We start from the raw sequence: 23370 nt of genomic DNA, 5'->3' as shown, positions 1-23370 counted from the left end.
CGCATCGAAGAGGTACAAGCTTGAGGTATGCCCTCACGCCTCCAGAGCGAGACTACAAAAAGGTAGGTGCAAACAAACATGCAGGCAGTTATCGTTACCGGTGGCAAGCAGTACAGCGTCAAGGAGGGCGACGTGATCTACGTCGAGAAGCTCAATGCTGAGGCTGACGCAACCGTAACCTTCGATCAGGTCCTGGCAGTCGTGGACGGCGAGAACTCCAAGTTCGGCGCTCCCGTGGTGGCAGGCGCTTCTGTCGAAGCCAAGGTGCTGAAGAACGGCAAGGCCAAGAAGGTCGTCGTCTTCAAGTATCGCCCGAAGAAGGACTCCAAGTCCATCCGCGGCCACAGACAGCCGTACACCAAGGTGCAGATCGAAAAGATCTCCGTGTAATGACTAAGGTAGAGATCTTCAATCACGACGGCAGGATCCATGGATTCTCCGTGTCCGGGCACAGCGGCTATGCCGAAGAGGGCAGCGACATCGTGTGCGCAGCCGTTTCCGCAGCCGTGACCTTCGCCGAGTGCACGATCAACGACGTGCTGGGCAATCATGCCAATACGAAGGTGAAGGAAGAAGAGCCCCGGATCACCCTCACCCTTCCCGCAGCCTGCGACGACGAGGACGCCGTGCAGGCCGTGCTGACCGGCTTTTTGCTGACGGTCTGCTCCCTGCGGGACAATTATCCTGAGTATATCGAAGTTATGGAGGTGTAACAAATGCTGAAAATCGGTTTTCAGTTCTTCGCTCATAAGAAGGGCGGCGGTTCCACCAAGAACGGCCGTGATTCCGAGTCCAAGAGACTGGGCGTGAAGCGCGCGGACGGTCAGTTCGTCCTCGCGGGCAACATTCTGGTTCGCCAGAGAGGCACGCACATCCATCCGGGCGTCAATGTCGGTATCGGCAGCGACGACACCCTGTTTGCTCTGGTTGACGGCCACGTCAAGTTCGAGCGCAAGGGCAAGGATCGCAAGCAGTGCTCCGTCTACGCGGAACAGTAAGACGCAATACGGAATCCCGGACATAGGCGCTCTATGTTCGGGATTTTTTTATAACGGGTTTCATCATCTGGGATATAACCTCCGCCGCGATATGTGGGGGATGGGCTGCGCCATGGAGGCGGCGAAGGCCATGCTCTTGTGGGGCACCGGAAGAGTTTGGCATCTGCGGTTTTGCCGCGGAGCACGCGTCCGCAAACACGGCCTCCGGCAATGTCATCCGCAAGTGCGGAGTTCAGCTTGTCCGCCGCGGAACGTTTGCTAAATTCGACGGCAGCGAAACCTTTGACGCAGCGTTTTATGAGCTGCATCTGAAAGGGGATTCTTAAATGTTTATTGATAAAGTGAAGATCACGGTGAAGGCAGGCAACGGCGGCAACGGCGCGGTGGCCTTCCACCGCGAGAAATATGTGGCCGCAGGCGGCCCGGACGGCGGCGACGGCGGCAAGGGCGGCAATATCGTCCTGCGCGTGAACGACAACCTCTCCACGCTGATGGACTTCCGCTACAAGCGCAAATATGCTGCGGCACCCGGTCAGGACGGGCAGGGCGCGCGCTGCTCCGGCAAGCGCGGCGAGGACCTTGTCATTCAGGTCCCGCGCGGTACGGTCGTGCGCGATGCCGCAACGAACGAGATCATCAAGGATATGTCCGACGATGCGGACTTTATCCTCTGCAAGGGCGGCCGCGGTGGCTGGGGCAACAAGCATTTTGCCACGCCGACCCGTCAGGTGCCGCGCTTTGCCAAGGCCGGCCTGCCCGGCGAGGAGCACGAGGTCGTGCTGGAGCTGAAGCTGCTGGCGGATGTCGGCCTTGTCGGCTTCCCGAATGTCGGCAAGTCCACGCTGCTGTCCGTCACGTCCAACGCCCGCCCGAAGATCGCAAATTACCACTTCACCACGCTGTACCCGAATCTCGGCGTCATCTATGTGGATGAGGGCGTGTCGTTCGTCATGGCCGATATCCCCGGTATTATCGAGGGTGCGGCCGAGGGCGCGGGCCTTGGCCACGATTTCCTGCGGCACATCGACCGCTGCCGCCTGCTCGTGCACATCGTCGATGTCTCCGGCAGTGAGGACCGCGACCCGATCGAGGACTTCGAGAAGATCAACGCCGAGCTGCGCGATTATTCGCCGGAGCTGGCCGAGCGGCCCATGATCGTCGCGGCAAACAAGTGCGACCTCATCCCGGAGGGCAGCGACAATCTCGAGCGTCTGCGTGCCTACGTCACGGAGCGCGGCTACCCGTTCTATGAGATCTCGGCCGCCACGACGCAGGGCACGAAGCAGCTCATGCGCGTCATTGCCGGCCGTCTGCGCGAGCTTCCGCCCGTGACGGTCTATGAGCCGGAGTATGTTAAACCGCTGGCCGAGGCGGGCGAGGCCGACGCCCTGTCCATCGAGCATATGGATGACCTGTGGATCGTGTCCGGCAAGTGGATGCAGCAGCTCATCGCCGATATCAACTTTGCGGATTACGAGTCGCGCATGTACTTCGACCGCCAGCTCCGCAAGAGTGGCCTGTTCGACCGGCTGGAGGAAATGGGCATCGAGGACGGCGACACGGTCAGCATCTACGACTTTGAATTTGAGTACGAGCGATAATTTTTGCGCTTGCATTTTTGAGCGCGCCATGCTAAAATAATACTATCGTGCTGCGAATGCGTAAGTCCAGATTTTGGGCTTACGCATTCTTTTTTGCATTTTTGAGGAGGTTTTTGTATGGAAAACTCGGAACATCGCTTTCTGGCGGAAGCACCGGTCGGAAAGCTCATGCGTCGTTATGCGATGCCGTGCGTCATATCGCTGCTGGTCGGCGCGCTGTATAACATTGTCGATCAGATCTTCATCGCCAATGCTTCCTACCTCGGCTCGTTCGGCAATGCGGCCAATACCGTCGTCTTCCCGATGACGGTCATCGCGCTGGCCATCGCCGTCATGATCGGCGACGGCTGCTGCGCCTTCGTCAGCCTGAGTCTCGGGAAGGGGCGGCCGGAGGACGCCTCGCGCAGCACGGGAAATGCCGTTGTGCTGTCCGTGACCGCGGGCTTTGTCCTGATGGCGATCTACCTGCTGCTGCGCGATCCGCTTCTGACTGTTTTCGGCGGACGGGTGAATGACGAGACGTTCCGCCTTGCGCAGGAATATTTCTTCTGGATCACGCTCGGCATCCCGCTTTATATGTTCGGACAGGCCATGAACCCGGTGATCCGCGCCGATGGCAGTCCGCGCTTTGCCATGCTCTCCACGCTGGCCGGGGCCGTCGTGAATATCATCCTCGACCCGGTCTTTCTGTTCGTCTGCAAGTGGGGCATGATGGGCGCGGCCGTTGCGACCGTGCTCGGGCAGGCGCTGACGGCGGCGCTGGCCGTCTGGTATCTGTTCCACAGCAGGATCGTCCGCCTGCATCCTGCGGATTTCTGCCTGAAGGCGAAGATCGTCTGGCGTACCCTTTCGCTCGGCGCCTGCAGCTTTTTGTCGCAGATCTCACTGGTCGCGGCTATGGCTGCCATCAACAACATGGTGCGAAAATACGGCGCGCTCGACCCGATCTTTTCGCAGACGCAGTATGCCCAGATCCCGATGGCGGTCGTCGGCATTGTCATGAAGTTCTTCCAGATCATCATTTCCATTGTCGTCGGCATGGCGGCGGGCTGCATCCCGATCGTCGGCTACAATATGGGTGCGGAGCGCAGAGACCGTGTCCGGACGCTGTTCCGCCGCCTGCTGCTGTGCGAGGCGCTGGTCGGTGCGGTCGGCCTCATTCTGGTGGAGGGATTCCCACGCGCCCTCATCGGCATTTTTGGTGCGGCAAACGAGAGCGTGTACTATACGGACTTCGCTCTGCGCGCCTTCCGCATTTATTTGTGCATGCTTGTGCTTGCCTGTGTCAACAAGGCCTGCTTCATCTTCCTGCAGGCCATGGGAAAGGCGGCGGCCTCCACGGCGCTGTCTATGGTGCGTGAGATCGTCTTCGGCGTCGGCTTCGCGCTGCTCCTGCCGCTGTTCTGGGGATTGGACGGCGTACTGTGGTCCATGCCGGTCTCGGATATCCTGACGTTTGCCATTTCTGCTGTGCTCATCGTCCGAACGGACCGCGAGCTGCGCGGCGAGGGAAAGGCTTGCCGTCTGGCATGATATATGCTATACTTGAATCGCGCGAAAAAAATTCGGGGCTTTTCGCCCCGAATTTTTTCGTTGAGTTTACTCTGCATGCCCGCGGATATGGTGCCGGTAAAATGCTGCGAGGAACGGCATGGAGATCACGAAGGTCAGAAGGTCTGCCACGGGCTGGCTCATCTCCACACCGGCGCAATGCAGCCACAGCGGCAGGAGCAGCACGGCCGGAAGGAAGAAAATGCCCTGCCTGCAGCTTGCCAGGAACGTCGCGGCCGTGCGGTAGCCGAGGCACTGATAGAGCTGATTGACGAACGTCGAGACGGCCAGCAGCGGCAGAACGATGCAGGAGAAGCGCAGCGTATCCGCACCGATGCGCACGACCTCCGCGTCGCTGCAGAACCACCACAGGATCGGCCGCGCGAAGATGGCCATGACGATGGCGCAGACCGTGCAGAGCACCGTGCCGACGAGGGAAGAGAACCAGAACGCCTGCCATGTGCGGCGGCGCTTTCCGGCGCTGTAGTTATAGCCTGCAACGGGCTGGAAGCCCTGCCCGATGCCGATGACGAGATTGCGCACGAAGACATAGAGCTTGTTCGCGATCGTGATGGCCGAGACGGCCGCGTCGCCATAGAGGACGGCCTGCATATTGAGCACGGCCGAGGCCACGCTGCCGAGGCCCTGCCGGCAGACGGTTGGAAGACCCGTCGAAAAAATAAGCCAGTAATCACAGAAATGACGACTTACGATGCGCAGGCGCAGCCGGACGATGGAGCGGCCGGTCAGGAAGAACATCAGCAGAAGCACAAAGCTCACGACCTGACTGACGGCTGTGGCCAGTGCCGCGCCGCCTGCGCCCATGTCCAGCGTGAAGATGAACAGGGGATCGAGCACGATATTCAGCACGCCGCCCAGTCCAAGCCCCCACATGGCGAGCGTCGATTCGCCCTCGGCGCGGAGCGTGTTGTTCAGCACGAACGAGGCGCAGCTGACCGGCGCGACGAGCAGGATCCAGCGGGCGTAGGGGACGGCATAGGGGAGCATAGTGTCCGTGCATTTCAGCGCGCGCAGGATCGGCTTCAACCCGGCAAGACAGCCCCAGCCGACGACCGCACCCGCGAGAATGGCGGCCACAAAGGCGCTGACGGCGTAGCGCTCGGCCGCGTCGTCGTCCTTTTCGCCGAGCTTGCGGCTGATGAGGCTGCCTGCGCCCATGCCGAGTCCATAGCCGACGGCCTGCAGAATGGCCATGAGCGTGTAGACCATGCCGACTGCAGCCGATGCCGATTTGTTGATTTGGGAGACGAAATAGGTATCCGCTGTGTTGTAAATAACCGTAACGAGCATGCTGATGGTAGTCGGGATCGCCAACGAGCTGACGAGCTGCGGGATCGGCGTGCCGATCATCTTCTCATATTGCTCCGCACTGTTCGGAACATGAGCCATTCAGAATCCCTCCGACATTTTTTTAGGGCAGCACCGCATAATTCAGCGAGAGCATTCGGCGATAGATTTTTTGCCGAGACAAGGTTTGAAAAGTGCAGATGTACTTTGCGTACCCGCAAGGGGCATGCCGCATCCGTAAGGCGGCAAAGCCGCCAACGGCTGCGCAATACTTCAAACTTTTCGAACCGCTGGATCGACGAAAAAGATCCGACGAAGGCTGAAGCTGCAATTGTGTGGTGTTGCCTTAATTCTATCATATTCCGGCGCGATTTTCCAGAGGAGGAATCCACATATGAAGTTCCCGAAGCTCAGGCACGCAGGCCTGTGCCAATATCCTGATCTTTCTCCCGGCGCTGTTCCTGTTTTTTGCCATCGGCTTCAATATCCCGCTGGCAAACTGGGGCACGCCGAAGTGGGGCCTTGCCCTGAATTTCCTGCTGCGGGAGTGGAAGCGCTCCAGCCTGGAATACCGCACGGGCCGGGCGAGATCAGAATGGGCGAGTATGCGCTCTACTGCGGCCTCGGCGACCGGGTGGCTGTGCTGACGTATACGGAGAAGGAGGGGAAAAAGCACCTCCTGCTCGAAAAGGACCTTGCTGCCTACGGAACGAGCGGCAAGAGCAGAACCCGCAGGCGCTGGATCACCCCGGAGGAGCAGAAAAGCTGCCGCGCCCGGATCGAAAGCTGGCTCGTCGCCGAGGGCTATCGTTTTGAAGCGGAGACGGAGAAATGATCTGATGACACAAAATGCGGGCGCTGCTTTTGGCAGCGCCCGCGCAGTTTTTATTTGGGATCCTTACTGCGGAATATGCGGTTGAGCAGATAGACGCAGAGCATGATGACGAGGATCACAATGAAAATGGAACCCCAGCCGGCGCCCATCAGGCGCAGGGATTCCTGCCATGTGGCAGGACGGCCCGGGATCGACTGTTCCGCAACGGCGGTGAGGATCGGCAGCAGCTGCATGGTCATTCCTCCTTACCCAATGGTGTAGACAAGGCTCATGATCAGGCCGCCCGCAATGACAGAGGCGATCTGGCCCGAAACATTGACGCCGACGGTGTGCATGAGCAGGAAATTTTGCGGGTCCTCCTTCAGGCCCATCTTGTGGATGACGCGGGAGGACATCGGGAAGGCCGAGATACCGGCAGCACCGATCATGGGATTGATCTTCCTGCCCTTCGGCAGGAACAGGTTCAGGAACTTCGCCACGAGGACGCCGCCCGCCGTGTCGAAGATGAAGGCAACAAGGCCGAGGCCCATGATGAGCAGCGTCTGCGGCTTCAGGAACTGCACCGCGTGCATGTTGAACGCGATGGAGATGCCGAGGAAGATCGTGATAAGGTTCGCCAGCACCTTCTGCGCCGTCTCGGACAGCGAGTTCAACACGCCGCACTCGCGGATCAGGTTGCCGAACATCAGGAAGCCGACGAGCGCGACTGCCTTCGGGGCAAAGATGCCCGTGATGATCGTGATGACGATGGGGAAGAGGATGCGCGTCGTTTTGGAGATCTGCTTCGGCTCATACGGCATGCGGATGAGCCGCTCCTTCTTCGTTGTCAGCAGGCGGATGACGGGCGGCTGGACGATGGGGACCAGCGCCATATAGGAATAGGCAGCGACGGTGATCGCGCCGATGTAGCCGCTCTGCAGGGCGTTTGCCACGACAATGGATGTTGGGCCGTCCGCCGCGCCGATGATGGCGATGGAGGCGGAGTCGCGGATGTCAAAGCCGCAGAGGCTCGCCACGAAAAATGTGAAGAATATGCCGAACTGTGCCGCAGCGCCGAAGATCATCAGCTTGGGATTCGACAGCAGCGGACCGAAATCGATCATTGCACCGATGCCGATGAACAGAATGAGAGGGAACAGCTCATTTGCGATGCCCTTTTCATACAGCAGGTGCAGGATCTCGAGGTCCGCGCCCGGCAGATTCATCAGGATCGCGCCGAAGCCGATCGGCAGCAGCAGCGAGGGCTCCATATCCTTGGCGATGGCGAGATAGATGAGCACCGCGCCGATGACCCACATGACGATGAGCTTCCAGCCGTCTCCCTGCAGCAGGGACTGCGCATTTTCTAACAGAACTTCCAAATACGTTGCCTCCCTTTGGCAGTATAATAACACAATTATAATCGAACGTCCCGGCAGATGCAAGAGGATAGAATGTTAAATCTGGGTAAAGTACACAAAATTTCCGCAGGGCTGGTGGGCGGACCGTTCCTGTGATACAATATAGATACAAGGCAGATGCAAACTATCCTCAGGAAATGCTTTTTGGGAGGAAAAATCATGATCCGGATTTTGATCGTGGAAGATGAAATAACGATCGCACGTCTGATCGACCTGAATCTCAGCGCGTGCGGCTACGAATGCACCTGCGAATATGACGGTCTGGCGGCCGCAGACCTTCTGGAGCAGATGAGCTTCGATCTGATCCTTCTGGATATCATGCTTCCTGGGGCGGATGGCTTCGAACTGATGGACCTGATCCGCCCAACGAAAACGCCGGTGATCTTCCTGACGGCGCGCGGCTCGGTCAGCGACCGCGTTAACGGTCTGCGCGCCGGAGCGGATGACTATCTTGTCAAGCCATTCGACATTGTAGAGCTGATCGCGCGGGTGGAGAGCGTCCTGCGCCGCACCGGAAAGACCGGAGACCAGTATACCGTAGGAGATGTGTGCATCGACGCACGAGCCATGCGCGTCACACGCGGCGGCGAACCGATTCTGCTCACGCCGAAGGAATTTGACCTGCTGCTCCTGTTTGTACAGAACCGGAACATCGCGCTGTTCCGCGAAACGATCTATGAGCGCGTCTGGGGCACGGAATTCACGGGTGACAGCCGCACGGTCGACCTGCATGTGCAGCGGCTGCGGCGAAAGCTGGGCTGGCAGGGAAAGCTCCTGACGATCTATAAGACAGGCTACCGACTGGAGGTGACGGATTGAGATTTGCTGCCAAAATGACCGCCCTCATCACCATGCTGCTGGCGGCTTCTCTGGCCGTCGGCGGCTACCTGGTCATGAGCAGCTCGTTTGACGCGCGTCTGCAGGGACAAGTCCGCGATGCGCAGGAGGGGGTACGGCTGCTCGGCATGACGGTGCAGGCGCTCTGCGCCAGAGAGCAGGGGCAGGACACCGCTTCCTCCGGCGCGATTGAAAGGGCGCTGGAGGCTATTCCGCAGGACCGCAGCTACTGCCTGCACGCGGCGGACGGCACGGTTTTATCTGAAAGCGCGGACTTCCCACAGGAGGCGGTGCAGAACGGAAGGGCGGGCGTGATCGTCTCCCGTGTGCAGAATACCACCTCCGGCAGCCGCCTGATCACAACGTCGCTGCTTACACTGTACGGCGGTACATACTCTCTGACTTGCCTGAACGACATTACGGACATGCTGCGCGAAGCGGAGACGGAATTGCAGCGCTTTCGATGGATCCTTGCCGCTGTGCTTGGGGCTGCGGTCGCGGCAACGGCAGCTCTGTCTGTCTATATGACGCGGCCCCTCCGCCGCATCTCGCGCACGGCGCGGCAGCTTGCGGCCGGGCAGACGGACAGGCGCGTCACGGTCCGCACCGATGACGAGCTCGGCGATCTGGCGCAGAATTTCAACGCCATGGCCGATGCGCTCGAGGCGCGGCTGCGGGAGCTGGCGGCTGCGGCGCAGCGTCAGAAGGAATTTACGGCCAGCTTTGCGCATGAGCTGAAAACGCCTCTGACCTCCGTCATCGGCTATGCCGACACACTGCGCAGCAGAACGCTTCCGAACGAGATGCAGTTTGAAGCAGCCAACGCGATCTACACCGAGGGAAAACGTCTGGAGCGCATGTCGTTCGCGCTGCTGGACCTGTTTGCGCTTGAGCGCAGTGAGCCCTCCTTCTCCTGGGTGCAGACCGGTGCGCTTGCGGCCTCCGTGCGGAAAAGCTGCGAATACCGGCTTGTCCGGCAGAAGCAGAGCCTGCAGTGCGATGTGGAGGAGGCGGCCGTCTGGGGCGAACCGGAGCTGCTGCGGACGCTGCTGCTCAATTTGCTCGATAACGCGCACAAGGCCTCCCCGCCAGGCGCGGTTCTGCAGCTGCGCGGCAGGGGTGTTCCGTCGGGCTATTTGTTCTGCGTGATCGATCCGGGGCGCGGCATTCCTCCGGAGGAGCTGTCCCGCATCACCGATCCGTTTTATATGGTGGATAAATCGCGCGCCAGAGCGGCGGGCGGCGCGGGCCTCGGCCTGACGCTGTGCCGGAAGATCGCCGAGGTCCATGGGTCGAGCCTGCGGTTTGAGAGCGTGGTCGGCGAGGGAACGCGTGTGTCATTCCTTCTGAAAGGAGAGCAGAAATGAAGCGAATGCGAAGCTGGTGGCTGGCAGCCGCGGCCTGCGCGGTCCTTGCGGCAGCTCTTCTGCTTCCGCAGCGTTTTCTGCAGCAGAAGCTCGACCGCGTGGCCGAGACGGAATTTTCCGTCGATGGCGCAGAGCTGGATATGGAGGAAGCGGTGACTCTGATGGAACGGCTCCGCCTTGCCGCCGTCGGTGAGTTCATTGCGCAGAATACCGGCGATGACGCCGGCGCGCTGACGGCGCAGACGCAGCAGTGGCTGCTCGATGCGCAGAGTGTTATCCCGCAGCCGATCCAGCCGTATATCGACCTGTCAGGTGAGGTATTTGCGGAAAGCGGATGGATCCTTGACACGGCCTCGGGCACGGTGTTTTCGGCGATCCGTGCGTCACTGCACCATACGCCGTTTATTGACACGATCATTCTGCTCGATGCGCAGACCGGCAGGCTGCTCCATCTGGAGATGCTGTTCTATCAGGAGTCCGATTATCTGATCCTGCTGCAGGACCTGCCGGATACTCTGGAGGATACGGACGGCTGGCGGCAGCGAGTGGCAGATTATTACGGTCTGACGGCCAATGCATTCCGGCCGGAGGACTCCCTTGTCAAGCAGTGGTATTCCACGGCAGAGCCCAGCGAACTGGGCTTCGTGCTGGGGGATGCCGACGGAAATGCGGTCACCTATGGCTTTCGGCACGGCGCTGCGCCGGGGATGGCGATCGCGCTGGGCTCGTTCGGCAGTTGACGCAGCGTCCCGCCTGTGGTAAAATGGGTGAGATTTCCGATACGGATACGCGCTCCCGCCGGTGCGGGGGCAGAAAGGAACGTACCATGATCGAATATGTGACCATCGATCAGGCGGCGGAGCTGGACGCCTTTGTGCTCCGGCAGCCGAACTGCCATTTCATGCAGACCTCCGTCTGGGGCCGCGTGAAGGAGGGATGGGGCTGGACCGGCATCCTCTGCCGCGATGAAAAGGGCGAGATCATCGGCTCCATGGCCATTCTGGAGCACCGCATCCGCCATATGCACACGGGCTTTCTCTATGCGCCGCGCGGGCCGATCTTCCGGGACGGCGACTACGCCACGCTCGAGGCGCTTGTGGACGCCATGCGCGCTCTTGCCGAAAAGCGCGGCGACTATATGATCCGCATTGACCCGATGCTGGAGGAGACGGACACGGCGTTTCTGGACGAGGTGCGCCGTCTGGGCTTTACCGTCAATCAGGCGAGCGATTTTTCCCTGTTCCAGCCGCGCATGTGCTATGTGCTCGACCTGCAGGGCTTCACGCCGGAGTCGCTTCTGGCCTACTATAATAAAACAAAGCGCTATGACATCCGCCGCGCGGAGCGCAACGGCGTGACTGTCCGGCTGGGCGATGTCTCGGATATCCCGGTGTTTTACCGCATGATGCTCGCCACGGCGGCAAAGAACGGCTTTACCGCGCGGCCGCAGCAGTACTATGCCCACTTCCTCGAGGCGCTCGGCCCCATGGCCAGGCTGTACCTTGCGGAGAAGGACGGCGTCATCATCGCCGCGAGCATCACGGCCGAGCTTGGCAACCGCGTGTGGCATATGTATGCCTGCTCGGACCGTGCCTATCAGGCCGATTTTCCGAATGAGCTGATCCAGTGGCAGATGCAGCGCGACGCGCTCGAGGGCGGCTACCGTTACTTCGACTTCCGCGGCGTCGAGGGCTATCCCGTGCCGGAGAATCCCTATTACGGCCTGCATCACTACAAGCAGGGCTTCGGCGCGCAGTTCCATGCCTATGTCGGCCAGTGCGACCGCGTGCTGCACCCGATGCGCGCAAAGCTCGTCCATACCTTGCAGAAGATATTCGTGCGCGAGTAATATCGAATTATTTGCTGGTTTTCGTTTTTTCCTCTATACAAAATCTGTAAGATACGCTATAATAATTTTGGCTGATTCCTACAAAAATTTTGAAAGGCGGATATCCACATGAACGCGTTTTTACCGGCAGACATTCTCTTCCCGCAGGTCGATTCCATGGAGAAGTGGGCGGTCATCGCCTGCGATCAGTTCACCTCTGACCCTGCCTATTGGGAGCGTGTCCGGCAGCATGCCGAGGGATCTCCCTCGACGATCAACCTTATTCTGCCCGAGGCAGAGCTTGGTACCCCGCAGGAGGCTGCGCACACGGCGCTCATCAACCGCACAATGGCGGAATATCTCGATGCCAACGTCTTCCGCACGCTGAAGGATTCGTTTGTTTATGTGGAGCGCACGCTGGAAAACGGCTCCATCCGCCGCGGCCTCATCGGCATGGTCGATCTGGACGCCTATGACTATTCCACCGGCTCCGTTTCGCCCATCCGCGCCACGGAGCGCACGGTCGTTGAGCGCATTCCGCCGCGCATGCGCGTCCGCCGCGAAGCGCCCGTCGAGCTGCCGCACATCCTGATGCTGGCGGACGACCATGAGCATGTGCTCATCGAGCCGATCGCGGAGAAGAAGGACAAGCTCGAGAAGCTCTATGACTTTGACCTCATGGAGGACGGCGGCCACATCCGCGGCTGGCTCGTCGACGGCGAGGAAGCCGCTGCGTTCAATGCCCGCCTGATGGACTATACCGCAAACGTCGGCAAGAAGTACGAGGGCCTGAAGGGGGTTCCCATGGTGTTCGCCGTCGGCGACGGCAACCATTCCCTTGCCACCGCAAAGTCCTGCTATGAAGAACTGAAACGCAACCATCCCGGTGAGGATCTGTCGAACCATCCCGCGCGCTATGCGCTCGTGGAGCTGGAGAACATCCATGATCCCGCGCAGGTCTTTGAGCCGATCCACCGCGTTGTGACGGGCTGCGACCCGAAGGCGCTGCGGAAGGCGCTGGAGAGCCAGGCCTGCGCCGAGGGCGGCTTCCCTGTGACGTGGTACGCGGGCGAGGAGTCCGGCACGGTGCTGCTCGACCGTTCGCTCAGCGAGCTGGCCGTCGGCGTGCTGCAGGGCTTCCTGGACAGCTATCTGGCCGATCATCCCGGCGAAGTGGACTACATCCATGACGACGACGCCCTCATCGCGCTGGCAAAGCAGCCGAACGCCATCGGCTTCCTGCTGCCCGCCATGGAGAAGAGCCAGCTCTTCCGCGGCGTCATTGCCGACGGCATCCTGCCGCGCAAGACGTTCTCGATGGGCCACAGCCGCGAAAAACGTTACTATCTTGAAGGAAGAAAGATCAAATGACAACTCTGACCGAAGGCGCATTTGCAAAGATCAACCTCACGCTCGACGTGCTGGACCGCCGTGAAGACGGCTACCACGATATCCGCAGCATCCTGCAGACTGTTGCCCTGCGCGACGACATCGAGCTCCTGCTGGACACCGGCACGGGCTGGCGCATCGAGTGTGAAACGGCGGGCATCCCGCTGGACGAAACGAATCTGGCCTGGCGTGCCGCTCGCGTGTTCTTTGACACGTTCGGCGGCGAGCCGGACGGCCTGACCATCCGCATCACCAAGCGCATCCCGTCCGGGGCGGGCCTTGGCGGCGGAAGCGCCGACGCGGCGGCTGTGCTGCGCGCGCTGAACCGCTGGAGGGACTATCCGCTTTCCGTCTATGCGCTGTGTGAGCTGGGCGCGCAGATCGGTTCCGACGTTCCGTTCTGCGTGCTGTGCGGCACGGCTCTGGCCGAGGGGCGCGGCGAGCGGCTGACGAAGCTGCCGGACACGCCGGAGATGTTCACCGTGATCTGTAAGCCGGACGTCTGCTTTTCCACCCCGGCGCTCTATGCCAAACTCGACGATGTCGCGCTTGCCAAGCGGCCGGACACGCGCGCCATGCGAGCCGCGCTTGAAAAGGGCGATCTCGAGGCCATCGGCGCGGGCCTGTGCAATGTGTTTGAACAGGTCGCCATTCCGGACCATCTGGAGCTGAACTATATCAAGTCCATCATGATGTCCTATGGCGCCTATGGCGCGCAGATGACGGGCAGCGGCTCTGCCGTTTATGGCCTGTTTGACTCGTTCGAATATGCCGCCGTCGCCTGCACGATGCTCAAGGACAATTATCCGCAGGTCTTTATCGCCAAAACGGTATAAAAATTCCAAAACCCGTCCATTCTATAGGCAACTACGGAATGGACGGTGTTTTTTATGAAAATCAGAAGGATCCTCTGCTGGCTGCTGTCGCTTGCTCTGTTGACCGGCAGCATTTATACGGCCGATACGCTCGTGCGGCAGCGCAGGCTGGCGCGGAAGACCGTGCGGCTGCATGTCATTGCCAATTCCGATGAAGCAGCTGATCAGGCGCAGAAGCTGCGCGTGCGCGACGGCGTGCTGGCCTGCGTGTCCGGCCTGACGGCAGACTGCGAAACGGCGGATGACGCGCGCAAATGCATCGCGGTCCATCTGCCGGAGATCGCGGAGGCGGCGCAGCGCGTGCTTGCGGGCAGCGGCTATGACGTGACGGTCAGCCTCGGCCCGGAAACCTACGGCACACGGGACTATGCCAGCTTTTCTCTGCCTGCCGGGACATACCCCTCGCTGCGGGTGCAGATCGGCGAAGCCGCCGGGAAAAACTGGTGGTGCGTCGTGTTCCCGACGCTCTGCACGGCCGCAACGAGCGATGAGGCGGAGCTGCAGGCTGCCGCGGGAGGTTTTGACGAGGACGAGGCTGCATGGATCACGGAGGAGCAGCCGGAATACCGCCTGCGCTTCAAAACGCTCGAGTGGCTCCAGAAGCTCAAGGAACTGTTTTCATGAACCAGCCCCACGCCGTGACCCGGCGTGGGCTCAGCTTGTCAAAAAAGTCCTGTTGGACTTTTTCGCCAAGCTGCTATCAGAATTGCAAAATCAATTTTTGCAGCATGATTTTGCAATTCTGCCGCTGCGGCGGGTTATTTAACGCGAAAGGAAACCCTGACGGTTTCCTTTCACACTTTTCTTCCCTCCGGAACCTTTGGCTGGGCAGTTTTTTCAACAGTCCGCAGCTCACGTCGTGATCCGGTGTGGGCTTTTCTTTTCGCGCGGCGTGTGTTACAATAGGTAAAAAGAGGTGAGAAACATGCTGGAGCTTTGGCTTTGTCCGAGCAGAAAACAGAACACGGCCCGCGTGATGCAGGCGCTCTGCGAAAAAACGGCGCAGCGCATCCTGGTCGTGCCGGAGCAGTTCTCCCACGAGGCCGAACGCATGCTCTGCCGCGCGGGCGGCGACACGATCAGCCGCTTTGCCGAGGTCCTGAGCTTTTCCCGGCTGGCCTCGCGCGTGTTTTCCATCGAGGGCGGCTCCGCCTGCGAGGAGACGGACGCGGGCGGACGGCTGCTGCTGATGGCGCTGGCTGTGGAGCAGGTGCGCCCGCGGCTGAAGCTGTTCGGTGCCAGCACGTCCCGGCCGGAATTTTTGCTGCAGCTGCTCGACACGCTGGAGGAATTCCGTGCCTACTGCCTGCGGCCGGAGCTGCTGCGCGCGGCATCGGAGAAGCTCAGCGGCGCGCTGGCCGTGAAGACCGAGGAATTTGCCCTCCTGATGGAGAGCTATGACGCCGCCTGCGCTAATGCGGGGCAGGACCCGTCCAGCCGCCTGACGCGGCTTGCCGCCGCGCTGGAGACCGGAACGTTTGCTGCAGGGCGGCAGCTGTATCTTGACGGCTTTACCGACCTGAACGGCGTGGAGCTGGAGATCCTGACGCAGCTCCTTGCAGGCGGGGCGGAGGTGACCGTTGCGCTGAGCTGCGACAGCCCGGCGGGCGGTGCGCAAATTTTCGATGCTGCGCGGGATACGATCCGCAGCCTGCAGAGAGCGGCCCGGCAGGCGGGCGCGGCGGTACAGCTCCGGGAATTCCCGGCAGAGGATGAGGCTTTTTCGCCTCTGCTGCGCGCGCTGTTCGGCAGGGGAGCGGCCTGCCCGGCGCTTCCGGGCGTCTGCCTTCCGTGCGCGCCGGATATCGAGACGGAGTGCCGCGCTGCGGCGGGTGAAATTCTGCAAAGGATGGAGGGCGGCGCGCGCTGGCGCGACATTGCCGTGGCCTGCGCCGACCCGGAGACCTATCGTCCGGTGCTCGAGACCGTCCTGCGCCGTGCGGGCATCCCGGCCTATTTTGCCGGAACGCGCGATCTGCTCCGTGAGCCGGTCGTGCGCATGCTGCTTGCCGCGCTGGAGGCGGCCTCGGGCGGCATGGAGCAGGAGGCCGTTCTGGCGTACTTAAAATCCGGCCTTTCTCCGCTGGACGCCGCCGCGTGCGACGCACTGGAGAACTATGCCGTGATCTGGAATATCCAGGGTGCGCGCTGGGAGCGCGAATGGACGATGGACCCGGCCGGGCTGCACGGCCGCGCTGCGCCGCCGGAGCGATTGGCCGAGCTGAACGCATGGCGCGCAGAGGCGATCGCCCCCCTGTCCGCCCTGCGGCGCGGTTTGCGCGCCGCGCAGAATACGGGCGAGATGGTGCTGGCGCTCTATCATTTTCTGGAGCAGACCGGTCTGCGCGAGCGGCTGAACGAGCGTGCGCAGGAGGCCTATCGGAGCGGCAGTCTGCAGAAGGCGCAGGAGCTGACGCAGGTCTACGGCATTGTCTGCACGGTGCTGGAGCAGCTGTACGGCGTGCTCGGCCGCACCGTCCGCACGGCGGACGCATTTTTCCATATTTTCCGCGTCGTTCTGAGCCAGTATGATATCGGCACGATCCCGGCTCAGCTCGACAGCGTCACGGTCGGCAGCGTCATGTCGCTCCGCCGTGCGGATGTGCCGCATCTGCTGCTGCTCGGCGCGAACGAGGGTGCGTTCCCGGCTGCTGCCGCGCCGCGCAGCCTCTTGACGGATGCCGAGCGCGCCAGCCTGCAGCGCATGGGGCTGGAGGTCGGCCCTGCTGCTTCGGCCCGGCTCGACCGCGAGCTTGCCGCCATGGCGAGCGTGCTGGAAGCGCCGCGGCGCTCACTGTGGGTCAGCGCCGTGCAGGAGCGGGAATCCTACTTTTTCCACCGGCTGACGGAGCTGCAGCCGCAGGCGGTGCGCGGGGCGACGGATGAGGCGCTGGTGCTGCGCGCGCCGCAGGCCTATCTGGAGCGTTGGCTGCCCGCCGCGGGCGGTCTGCTGCAGGAGCCGATGTTTGCCGGGGCTGCCGCGCGTGCGGAGCAGGCCCGGACCTATTCGCCCGGCTCGCTCCGGCCGGAGACGGCGCGGGCGCTCTATGGCGCGGAGCTGCACTTCTCCTCCTCGCGCATCGATGTGCTGGCCGGATGCCGCTTTGCACATTTTCTGCAGTATGGCCTGCGGGCGCAGGAACGCGAACCGGCGGAATTCGACAGCCGGTTCTACGGCACGTTCGTGCACGACGTGCTGGAGTATATCGTGCAGCAGACGGAGCGCGAGGGCGGATTTGCCGCCGTGCCGCGCAGCCGGGTGCAGGAACTGGCGCAGGAGCGCATGGAGCAGAACGCACAGACCCTGCTCGAGACTTTCCCGGACTCGGGCCGGACGGGCTATCTGCTCCGGCGGACGTTTGACGAGGTGACGCAGGTCGTCGACGAGCTGTATGACGAGCTGTCCGTCTCCGCCTTCCGCCCGAAATTCTGCGAGTTGGAATTCTCGGCGCGCGGCGCGCTGCCGGGTGTGGCCTTTGCCGGGGAACGCTGCCGCGGCGTTGTGGAGGGCTTTGTTGATCGTGTAGACGTCTGGCAGAGCGGCGGCCGGCCCTATGTCCGCGTTGTGGACTACAAGACCGGCAAAAAGAGCTTCGATTATACGAACGTGCTGCACGGGCGCGGGCTGCAGATGCTGCTGTATCTCTTTGCCCTCGTCCGGCAGGGCGGACATCTGCTCCATGGCGAGCCGCTGCCTGCGGGCGTGCTGTATTTCCCGGCGCGCATCGAGCGCGTCTCCGTGCGCGACCGTCTTGCGCAGGCCGAGATCGAAAAGGAGCGCCGCAAGCAGCTGCGCCGCTCCGGCGTGCTGCTGAACAGCGATCCGGTGCTCGAGGCTATGGAGCCGTGCGGCGGGAGCCCGCGTTTTCTGCCGTATACGCTTGACAAGGAGGGGCGGAAAACGGGCGACCTTGCCTCGTTTGTCCAGCTTGCCCAGCTGGAGCGCTTCGTGTTCCGGACCGTGGCTGCGCTCGGAGACGAGCTGGCGGACGGCTGTATCGACCCGGATCCCTGCATCCGGGATGCGAAGGACAGCGCCTGTGCGTTCTGCCCCTATTCGGAGATCTGCGCCGGACATGAACAGCCTCGCTGGCTGAAGAAGATCACGGCGGAGGAATTCTGGCAGACGCTGGAAAGGAGAGAGCATGGCTGAGATCGTATTGACGCCCGGACAGCGGGCGGCGGTGGAGAGCCGCGGCTGCGCCCTGCTGGTCGCGGCGGCCGCAGGCTCCGGTAAGACCCGCGTCCTGATCGATCGCGTGCTCGATCAGGTCATCCGCGAGGGCAGGTGTGTCGACGAATTCCTGCTCATCACCTTCACGCAGGCGGCTGCAGCGGAGCTGCGCGGCAAGCTGCTGGCGGAGCTGAACCGCCGCCTTGCCGCCGACCCGGAGAACCGCCATCTGCAGCGGCAGCTCAGCCGCGTCTATCTGGCACAGATCTCCACGGTCCACAGCTTCTGCGCGGCGCTCCTGCGGGACTATGCCCACGTTCTGGAGCTGCCCGCCGATTTCCGCCTTGCAGACGAGCAGGAGGCAGCCGCCTTGCGGGAGCGCGCCGTGCGCGCCGTTCTCGAGGAGGCCTATGCAGATCCGTCGCCCGCCGTGCGCGCTGCGCTGGATCTGCCCGGCGCAGGACGGGACGACCGCGCACTGCAGGAGTTGATCGTGCGCGTCTACACGAACCTGCAGTGCTATCCCGATCCGGCTGCGACGGCGGACCGCTGGGAGGTCATGCTGTATGTGACGGACTGCACGGACCCCGGCCAGACGATCTGGGGCGAGTGGCTGCTGCGGGAGCTGCAGCGCGGCCTGCAGAGCGATGCGGCCATGCTGCGCCGCGCGCTGGCGCTTGCTGAGGAGAACGAGGCCGTTTCCGCCTATGCGCCCGTGCTGCAGGCCAATCTCCTGCTGCTCGAGGCGCTGGCCTCTGCCGGATCGTGGGAGGCGCTTGCGCGCATCCCGCCGGATTTCGGCCGTTTCCCGGCGATCCGAAAATGCGCCGACCCGGAGACGCAGGAGCGCATCAAGCGCCTGCGCACGGACACCGTCGCGCGCGTGCGGCGCAGGCTCGAGCCGTTCTCTTTGCAGCCGGACGAGACGCTGCGGGAGCTCAGCGGAAGCGCGGAGGCGCTGCGCGGACTGCTGGCCCTGACGCGGGCATTTTCCGCGCGCTTTGCGGCGGAAAAGAGCAGAAGGCACCTGCTCGACTACAACGATCTGGAGCATTTTGCCCTTCGCCTGCTGACGGACCGCTCCGGCGCGCCGACGGCGGCCGCCCGCGAGGTGGCCGGGCGCTACGCCGAAATTCTCGTGGACGAATATCAGGATACGAACCGCGTGCAGGAGGCAATTTATTCCGCGATCTCGCGGGAGGGCCGCAATGTGTTCCTAGTCGGCGACGTGAAGCAGTCCATCTACCGCTTCCGTCTGGCCGACCCGACCATTTTTCTGGAAAAATACCGCACGTTTGCGGAGAAGCCCGCTGCAGGAGAGCCGCGCCGCATCCTGCTTTCGGATAATTTCCGTTCCCATGCAGAAATTTTGTCCGCGGCGAACGACGTTTTCCGCCTGACGATGACGGAGCGGACTGGCGGCATTGTCTACGGCGATGCCGAGGCGCTGCGCGCCAACCGGACATTCCCGGACATGGGGCAGCCTGCCGTGGAGCTGCATGCCATCGACTACAGCCCGGCCGGGGACGGCGCGCCGCCGGACCGCGCGGCGGCCGAGGCGGAGTTTGTCGCCGCGCGCATCGCGGAGATGCTGCGGCAGGAGGAGAAGATCCCGGACGGCGACGGACTGCGGCCCGTCCGGCCCGGTGATATCGTCATCCTGATGCGCTCGCTCTCCGGCCGGACGCAGACCTATCTCGACGCCCTGCGGCGGCACGGCATTCCGGCCTCCTGCGGCAGCGACGACCTGTTTGCTGCGGAGGAGATTCGCTTCCTCTTCGCACTGCTGCAGATCATCGACAATCCTCATCAGGATATCCCGCTGCTGGCGGTGCTGCTCTCGCCGTTTGGCGGCTATCCTGCCGACGCGTTGGCCCGGCTGCGCGCCGGGGACCGGGACGCTGACCATTACACGCTGCTTTGCGAAAGCAAAGCGCCCATCTGCGCCGTGCTGGAGGACCTGCGCCGCACGGCGCAGGAAGCGCCGCTGCGCACTCTGCTCGAGGAGGCGGAGGAGCGGCTCCTGCTGCCCGCGCTCTGCGCCGCTCTGCCGAACGGCCCGCAGCGGCAGCGGAATCTGGCGGCGTTCCGCTCGATCGCGGATTCCTATGAGCGCGCAGGCGGCTGCGGTCTGCCCGGCTTCCTGCGCCATCTGGAGGGCCTGCGGGAGCGCGGCGTGCCGTCAAGCGGCGGCGCGGCGGCCGGGGCCGTTCGGCTGATGACCATCCACAGCTCCAAGGGGCTGGAATTCCCGGTCGTATTTCTGGCGGACCTTTGCAAGAGCTTCAACCGCACGGACTCCCGCGCCAATGTGCTCACCGACCCTGTGCTGGGGCTTGGCTCAAACTGCTATGACCCCGCAGCGCGTATCCTCTGCCCGACCATTGCGCGGCAGGCCATTGCGCGCAGATTGGATCAGGAGGCCGTTTCGGAGGAGATGCGCGTGCTCTATGTCGCCATGACGCGGCCGCAGTACCGCCTGATCATGACCTGCTGCGCCGCCCGCCTGACGCGCAGGCTCGAGAGCTATGCGCAGGGACTGAGCCTGCCGCCGGATGCCGCCCTGCTGGAGGGCGCGGATTCCTTGGGCGACTGGATCCTGCTTGCTGCGATGACCCGGCCGGAGGCGGGCGAGCTGTTCGCTGCAGCCGGGCAGCCGGACTGTGCACTGCAGGGCGGCCACCCGTGGCGCATTCAACTCCATACTGCTGTGCAGGCCGCCCCGGAGGCGGGAACTGCCGCATCGGCCGAACCGGCGTGTGAGCAGCCGCCGGAGCCGCGCTTCCTTCCGCCCTATGGCCACGCAGCGGCGGTGACGATGCCGACAAAGCTGACAGCGACGCAGCTCAAGGGCCGCGAACTGGATAACGAGGCGGCCGAGCAGACCGCACAGGCGCCGAAGCTTCATTTCCCGGTCCCGCGCTTCGAAGAGGGGAGAAGGGCATTGACAGCGGCGGAGCGCGGCACGGCGCTGCACCTTGCCATGCAGCACCTGAACTATGCAGCCTGCGCAGACGAGTCGGGGCTTCGTTCGGAACTGGAGCGGCTCGGACGGCAAAAATTCCTGACGCCGCAGCAGCTTGAGGCTGTCGACCCGGAACGGCTGCGCCGCTTCTTTGCCTCTCCGCTGGGGCTGCGTGTGCTGCAGGCCCCACAGGTTGTGCGGGAGTTCAAATTCTCCGTGCTGGACGACGGCGCGAATTATGATCCGGCGCTGGAGGGGGAGGAGATTTTGCTGCAGGGCGTTACGGACTGCTGCCTCATCGAGCTGGACGGCCTGGTCATTCTTGATTTCAAGAGTGACCGCCTGCGCCCCGGTGCGGAGCGCGAGCGCGCGGAATACTATCGCGGTCAGCTTGATGCCTACAGCCGCGCGCTGTCGCGTATTTTTGAGCTGCCGGTGTCGGAGCGCATTGTGTATTTCTTTGCAACGGACACCGCGGTCAGCCTATGAAGGCAACACCGCACAATTGCAGTTTCGGCCTTTGCCGGTTATTTCTTGCCGATCCATCAGTTCGAAAAGTTTGAGGTATTGCGCAGCCGTTGGCGGCTTTGCCGCCTTACGGATGCGGCATGCCCCTTGCGGGTACACAAAGTACATCTGCACTTTTCAAACTTTGTCTCGACAAAAAATCCCTCGGCGAATGCTCTCGCTGAATTATGCGGTGCTGCCTGAAAAATCCCGGCCCTACATGGTGATCTTCCATGCAGGGCCGGGGAATTATTCTGATATTATGCCTTTACCGCGCGGACAAAGGCTGCGGGGTCGGCGGCCTTGAAATAGGCGCTGCCCGCGACGAGGACGTTCGCGCCGTTATCGCGGCAGATCTTTGCCGTCTCCACATTGACGCCGCCGTCAACCTCCAGCTCGCAGGCTGGGTTCTGCTCGTCGATCCACTGGCGGAGCTGATGCAGCTTCGGCATGGTACTGTGCAGGAACGACTGTCCGCCAAAGCCCGGCTCGACTGTCATCACAAGGATGAGATCGCACAGCGGCAGGAACGGCAGCACGGCCTCTGCAGGGGTGTTCGGCTTGACGGAAATGGCAGCGCGCACACCGTTTTCCCGGATGCGGCGCAGGGCCTCGAGCGTGTTTTCCTGCGTGTCGGCCTCAACATGGAGCGTGAGGATGCTGCTTCCAGCCTTGCAGAACGCGTCAACATAGCGGATGGGCCGCTCGATCATCAGATGGACATCCAGCGGCAGGGGGGCGATGCGCGAAATGGCAGCGACGACCGGGATGCCGATGGTGATATTCGGAACAAACATGCCGTCCATGACGTCGACGTGGACATAATCGGCTCCTGCGGCGGGCAGAGAGCGGATATCTCGCTCCAGATTGACAAAATCCGCGGACAAAATGGACGGTGCGACCTTGATCATAGTGTAAATAACCTCCTTGCAGTTCTTCCTGAACCTCTGCTCTTCATTATAGCGAATTTTCCGGGGCTGTCAATTTGAAAATGGATGGAATTTCCATGATTTTTCCCGGCGGAGCGGCGCAAACTAGGCTCGAAATCAAGCAAAGGAGGAACCGTTCATGAGCTGTGATTGCCATGCCAACCATTGCATCCAGTGCTCCGTTACCCAGTGCCGGAACCACTGCAGCGACGAAAACTACTGCTCGCTCGAGCGCATCCAGGTCGGCACCCACGAGTCCGATCCCACGATGAAGCAGTGCACGGACTGCATGTCCTTCGTTCGCAAGTGATCCTTCTGCAAGCCCGCTGTCCGGCAAACCGGACGGCGGGTCTTTTTTTCTGCGTGGCGGCATAGGCTGGAACAGAACAATGGGAGAGGGGATCGCCATGGGTGGAAAACAGGGAAGGAAAAAACGGAATTGGCTGCCGCTGCAGCTGGCGGCGGCCATGCCGCTGGTAACGCTGGCGCTGGCCGCATTGGCTGCGCGCCTGATCTTGGGCGGGAAGCTACCGGAAAGCAGTCTGACGGTCGCCGCGGGCGTGATCGCGGGGCTGGTCGCCTTTCTCGGTGCGCTGATCGCAGCCCTGCACAGCGGACGGCGGAAGCTGCTTTGCGGGCTTGGGGCGGCAGGCGGCTATGCGCTGTTTTTGCTGCTGGGGAACCTGCTGTTCTTCGGCGTACATTACGGGGAAGCACTGCCGGTCCTGCTGCCGCTGGCCGGTGCGGGGCTGCTCGGCGCTCTGCTCGGGGCCGGGCGCCGGAAAAAGCGCCGCTATGCATAAATC

Annotated in this window: 21 protein-coding genes; 17 read left to right on the top strand and 4 right to left on the bottom strand. The window is 62.3% G+C overall.

Features of this window, described 5'->3' with window-relative positions:
- The first annotated feature begins 78 nt into the window (after positions 1-78).
- From rplU to ACMKFF_RS04410, 5 genes are all read left to right on the top strand, one after another.
- Complete coding sequence (gene rplU, locus ACMKFF_RS04430; RefSeq protein WP_349136089.1) at positions 79-390, top strand: 50S ribosomal protein L21; 312 nt, start codon at positions 79-81, stop codon at positions 388-390.
- Positions 390-713 (top strand): ribosomal-processing cysteine protease Prp, encoded by a 324-nt coding sequence (locus ACMKFF_RS04425; protein WP_349136090.1) that lies wholly within the window; start codon positions 390-392, stop codon positions 711-713. The genes rplU and ACMKFF_RS04425 overlap by 1 nt, the downstream gene beginning before the upstream one ends.
- 3 nt (positions 714-716) lie before the next feature.
- A complete protein-coding gene (gene rpmA / locus ACMKFF_RS04420; RefSeq protein ID WP_349136091.1) occupies positions 717-998 on the top strand; it encodes a 50S ribosomal protein L27 in 282 nt (93 codons plus the stop codon).
- A gap of 326 nt (positions 999-1324) precedes the next feature.
- Entirely contained in the window at positions 1325-2599 is a 1275-nt protein-coding gene (gene obgE / locus ACMKFF_RS04415; RefSeq protein ID WP_419496174.1) for a GTPase ObgE, read from the top strand.
- A 117-nt stretch (positions 2600-2716) separates the two neighbouring features.
- Positions 2717-4132 (top strand): MATE family efflux transporter, encoded by a 1416-nt coding sequence (locus ACMKFF_RS04410; RefSeq protein ID WP_419496173.1) that lies wholly within the window; start codon positions 2717-2719, stop codon positions 4130-4132.
- A gap of 66 nt (positions 4133-4198) precedes the next feature.
- Here the strand turns inward: ACMKFF_RS04410 and ACMKFF_RS04405 are convergent, their stop codons facing one another.
- Complete coding sequence (locus tag ACMKFF_RS04405) at positions 4199-5560, bottom strand: MATE family efflux transporter (protein ID WP_419496172.1); 1362 nt, start codon at positions 5558-5560, stop codon at positions 4199-4201.
- A 493-nt stretch (positions 5561-6053) separates the two neighbouring features.
- On the opposite strand from ACMKFF_RS04405, the gene ACMKFF_RS04400 reads away from it, so the two are divergent.
- The gene (locus ACMKFF_RS04400) at positions 6054-6293 is read left to right on the top strand and encodes a hypothetical protein (protein WP_419496171.1); all 240 of its coding nucleotides are present in this window, start codon (positions 6054-6056) and stop codon (positions 6291-6293) included.
- Between the two features lie 50 nt (positions 6294-6343).
- Here ACMKFF_RS04400 and ACMKFF_RS04395 read toward each other — a convergent pair whose 3' ends face one another.
- Positions 6344-6526, bottom strand: coding sequence for an OadG-related small transporter subunit (locus ACMKFF_RS04395; protein ID WP_367927125.1), 183 nt, complete (start codon positions 6524-6526; stop codon positions 6344-6346).
- A gap of 12 nt (positions 6527-6538) precedes the next feature.
- Complete coding sequence (locus tag ACMKFF_RS04390; RefSeq protein WP_419496195.1) at positions 6539-7591, bottom strand: sodium ion-translocating decarboxylase subunit beta; 1053 nt, start codon at positions 7589-7591, stop codon at positions 6539-6541.
- Between the two features lie 261 nt (positions 7592-7852).
- On the opposite strand from ACMKFF_RS04390, the gene ACMKFF_RS04385 reads away from it, so the two are divergent.
- The 9 genes from ACMKFF_RS04385 (at position 7853) to ACMKFF_RS04345 (ending at position 21617) form a co-directional block, all read left to right on the top strand.
- On the top strand, positions 7853-8512 hold the full coding sequence (locus ACMKFF_RS04385; RefSeq protein ID WP_419496170.1) for a response regulator transcription factor: 660 nt from the start codon (positions 7853-7855) through the stop codon (positions 8510-8512).
- Positions 8509-9897: a HAMP domain-containing sensor histidine kinase gene (locus ACMKFF_RS04380; RefSeq protein ID WP_419496169.1), complete on the top strand. Its 1389-nt coding sequence runs from the start codon at positions 8509-8511 to the stop codon at positions 9895-9897. Before ACMKFF_RS04385 ends, ACMKFF_RS04380 begins: the two co-directional genes overlap by 4 nt.
- Positions 9894-10637 (top strand): hypothetical protein, encoded by a 744-nt coding sequence (locus tag ACMKFF_RS04375; protein ID WP_419496168.1) that lies wholly within the window; start codon positions 9894-9896, stop codon positions 10635-10637. The genes ACMKFF_RS04380 and ACMKFF_RS04375 overlap by 4 nt, the downstream gene beginning before the upstream one ends.
- Positions 10638-10723: 86 nt before the next feature.
- A complete protein-coding gene (locus tag ACMKFF_RS04370) occupies positions 10724-11746 on the top strand; it encodes a lipid II:glycine glycyltransferase FemX (protein ID WP_419496167.1) in 1023 nt (340 codons plus the stop codon).
- 108 nt (positions 11747-11854) lie between these two features.
- A complete protein-coding gene (locus tag ACMKFF_RS04365) occupies positions 11855-13096 on the top strand; it encodes a DUF1015 domain-containing protein (RefSeq protein ID WP_419496166.1) in 1242 nt (413 codons plus the stop codon).
- Entirely contained in the window at positions 13093-13950 is an 858-nt protein-coding gene (gene ispE / locus ACMKFF_RS04360) for a 4-(cytidine 5'-diphospho)-2-C-methyl-D-erythritol kinase (RefSeq protein ID WP_419496165.1), read from the top strand. Before ACMKFF_RS04365 ends, ispE begins: the two co-directional genes overlap by 4 nt.
- Positions 13951-14004: 54 nt before the next feature.
- Positions 14005-14613: a stage II sporulation protein R gene (locus ACMKFF_RS04355; RefSeq protein ID WP_419496164.1), complete on the top strand. Its 609-nt coding sequence runs from the start codon at positions 14005-14007 to the stop codon at positions 14611-14613.
- Between the two features lie 301 nt (positions 14614-14914).
- Positions 14915-18142, top strand: coding sequence for a PD-(D/E)XK nuclease family protein (locus tag ACMKFF_RS04350; RefSeq protein WP_419496163.1), 3228 nt, complete (start codon positions 14915-14917; stop codon positions 18140-18142).
- Positions 18135-21617: a UvrD-helicase domain-containing protein gene (locus ACMKFF_RS04345; RefSeq protein ID WP_419496162.1), complete on the top strand. Its 3483-nt coding sequence runs from the start codon at positions 18135-18137 to the stop codon at positions 21615-21617. The genes ACMKFF_RS04350 and ACMKFF_RS04345 overlap by 8 nt, the downstream gene beginning before the upstream one ends.
- Before the next feature lie 278 nt (positions 21618-21895).
- On the opposite strand, the gene rpe is transcribed toward ACMKFF_RS04345, so the two are convergent.
- The gene (rpe, locus tag ACMKFF_RS04340) at positions 21896-22546 is read right to left on the bottom strand and encodes a ribulose-phosphate 3-epimerase (RefSeq protein WP_349135555.1); all 651 of its coding nucleotides are present in this window, start codon (positions 22544-22546) and stop codon (positions 21896-21898) included.
- A 157-nt stretch (positions 22547-22703) separates the two neighbouring features.
- Here rpe and ACMKFF_RS04335 point away from each other — a divergent pair, with 157 nt between their 5' ends.
- Positions 22704-22874: a DUF1540 domain-containing protein gene (locus ACMKFF_RS04335; RefSeq protein WP_349135556.1), complete on the top strand. Its 171-nt coding sequence runs from the start codon at positions 22704-22706 to the stop codon at positions 22872-22874.
- A gap of 97 nt (positions 22875-22971) precedes the next feature.
- Positions 22972-23367 carry a TIGR04086 family membrane protein gene (locus ACMKFF_RS04330; protein ID WP_419496161.1) on the top strand — a complete coding sequence of 132 codons (396 nt, stop codon included), beginning with the start codon at positions 22972-22974 and terminating at the stop codon, positions 23365-23367.
- Positions 23368-23370: the final 3 nt, after the last annotated feature.

The organism is Faecousia sp. (assembly GCF_048519415.1).
Lineage (GTDB): Bacteria > Bacillota > Clostridia > Oscillospirales > Oscillospiraceae > JAZOXB01.
Note: the sequence above shows the minus strand (reverse complement) of the source record. Positions and strands in the feature narration are given on the sequence as shown.

What these genes read in the sequence shown, in the direction of transcription:
- rplU (WP_349136089.1), top strand. Translation starts at nt 79, where the DNA reads ATGCAGGCAGTTATCGTTACCGGTGGCAAGCAGTACAGCGTCAAGGAG.
- ACMKFF_RS04425 (WP_349136090.1), top strand. Translation starts at nt 390, where the DNA reads ATGACTAAGGTAGAGATCTTCAATCACGACGGCAGGATCCATGGATTC.
- rpmA (WP_349136091.1), top strand. Translation starts at nt 717, where the DNA reads ATGCTGAAAATCGGTTTTCAGTTCTTCGCTCATAAGAAGGGCGGCGGT.
- obgE (WP_419496174.1), top strand. Translation starts at nt 1,325, where the DNA reads ATGTTTATTGATAAAGTGAAGATCACGGTGAAGGCAGGCAACGGCGGC.
- ACMKFF_RS04410 (WP_419496173.1), top strand. Translation starts at nt 2,717, where the DNA reads ATGGAAAACTCGGAACATCGCTTTCTGGCGGAAGCACCGGTCGGAAAG.
- ACMKFF_RS04405 (WP_419496172.1), bottom strand. Translation starts at nt 5,560, where the DNA reads ATGGCTCATGTTCCGAACAGTGCGGAGCAATATGAGAAGATGATCGGC.
- ACMKFF_RS04400 (WP_419496171.1), top strand. Translation starts at nt 6,054, where the DNA reads ATGGGCGAGTATGCGCTCTACTGCGGCCTCGGCGACCGGGTGGCTGTG.
- ACMKFF_RS04395 (WP_367927125.1), bottom strand. Translation starts at nt 6,526, where the DNA reads ATGCAGCTGCTGCCGATCCTCACCGCCGTTGCGGAACAGTCGATCCCG.
- ACMKFF_RS04390 (WP_419496195.1), bottom strand. Translation starts at nt 7,591, where the DNA reads ATGTGGGTCATCGGCGCGGTGCTCATCTATCTCGCCATCGCCAAGGAT.
- ACMKFF_RS04385 (WP_419496170.1), top strand. Translation starts at nt 7,853, where the DNA reads ATGATCCGGATTTTGATCGTGGAAGATGAAATAACGATCGCACGTCTG.
- ACMKFF_RS04375 (WP_419496168.1), top strand. Translation starts at nt 9,894, where the DNA reads ATGAAGCGAATGCGAAGCTGGTGGCTGGCAGCCGCGGCCTGCGCGGTC.
- ACMKFF_RS04370 (WP_419496167.1), top strand. Translation starts at nt 10,724, where the DNA reads ATGATCGAATATGTGACCATCGATCAGGCGGCGGAGCTGGACGCCTTT.
- ACMKFF_RS04365 (WP_419496166.1), top strand. Translation starts at nt 11,855, where the DNA reads ATGAACGCGTTTTTACCGGCAGACATTCTCTTCCCGCAGGTCGATTCC.
- ispE (WP_419496165.1), top strand. Translation starts at nt 13,093, where the DNA reads ATGACAACTCTGACCGAAGGCGCATTTGCAAAGATCAACCTCACGCTC.
- ACMKFF_RS04355 (WP_419496164.1), top strand. Translation starts at nt 14,005, where the DNA reads ATGAAAATCAGAAGGATCCTCTGCTGGCTGCTGTCGCTTGCTCTGTTG.
- ACMKFF_RS04350 (WP_419496163.1), top strand. Translation starts at nt 14,915, where the DNA reads ATGCTGGAGCTTTGGCTTTGTCCGAGCAGAAAACAGAACACGGCCCGC.
- ACMKFF_RS04345 (WP_419496162.1), top strand. Translation starts at nt 18,135, where the DNA reads ATGGCTGAGATCGTATTGACGCCCGGACAGCGGGCGGCGGTGGAGAGC.
- rpe (WP_349135555.1), bottom strand. Translation starts at nt 22,546, where the DNA reads ATGATCAAGGTCGCACCGTCCATTTTGTCCGCGGATTTTGTCAATCTG.
- ACMKFF_RS04335 (WP_349135556.1), top strand. Translation starts at nt 22,704, where the DNA reads ATGAGCTGTGATTGCCATGCCAACCATTGCATCCAGTGCTCCGTTACC.
- ACMKFF_RS04330 (WP_419496161.1), top strand. Translation starts at nt 22,972, where the DNA reads ATGGGTGGAAAACAGGGAAGGAAAAAACGGAATTGGCTGCCGCTGCAG.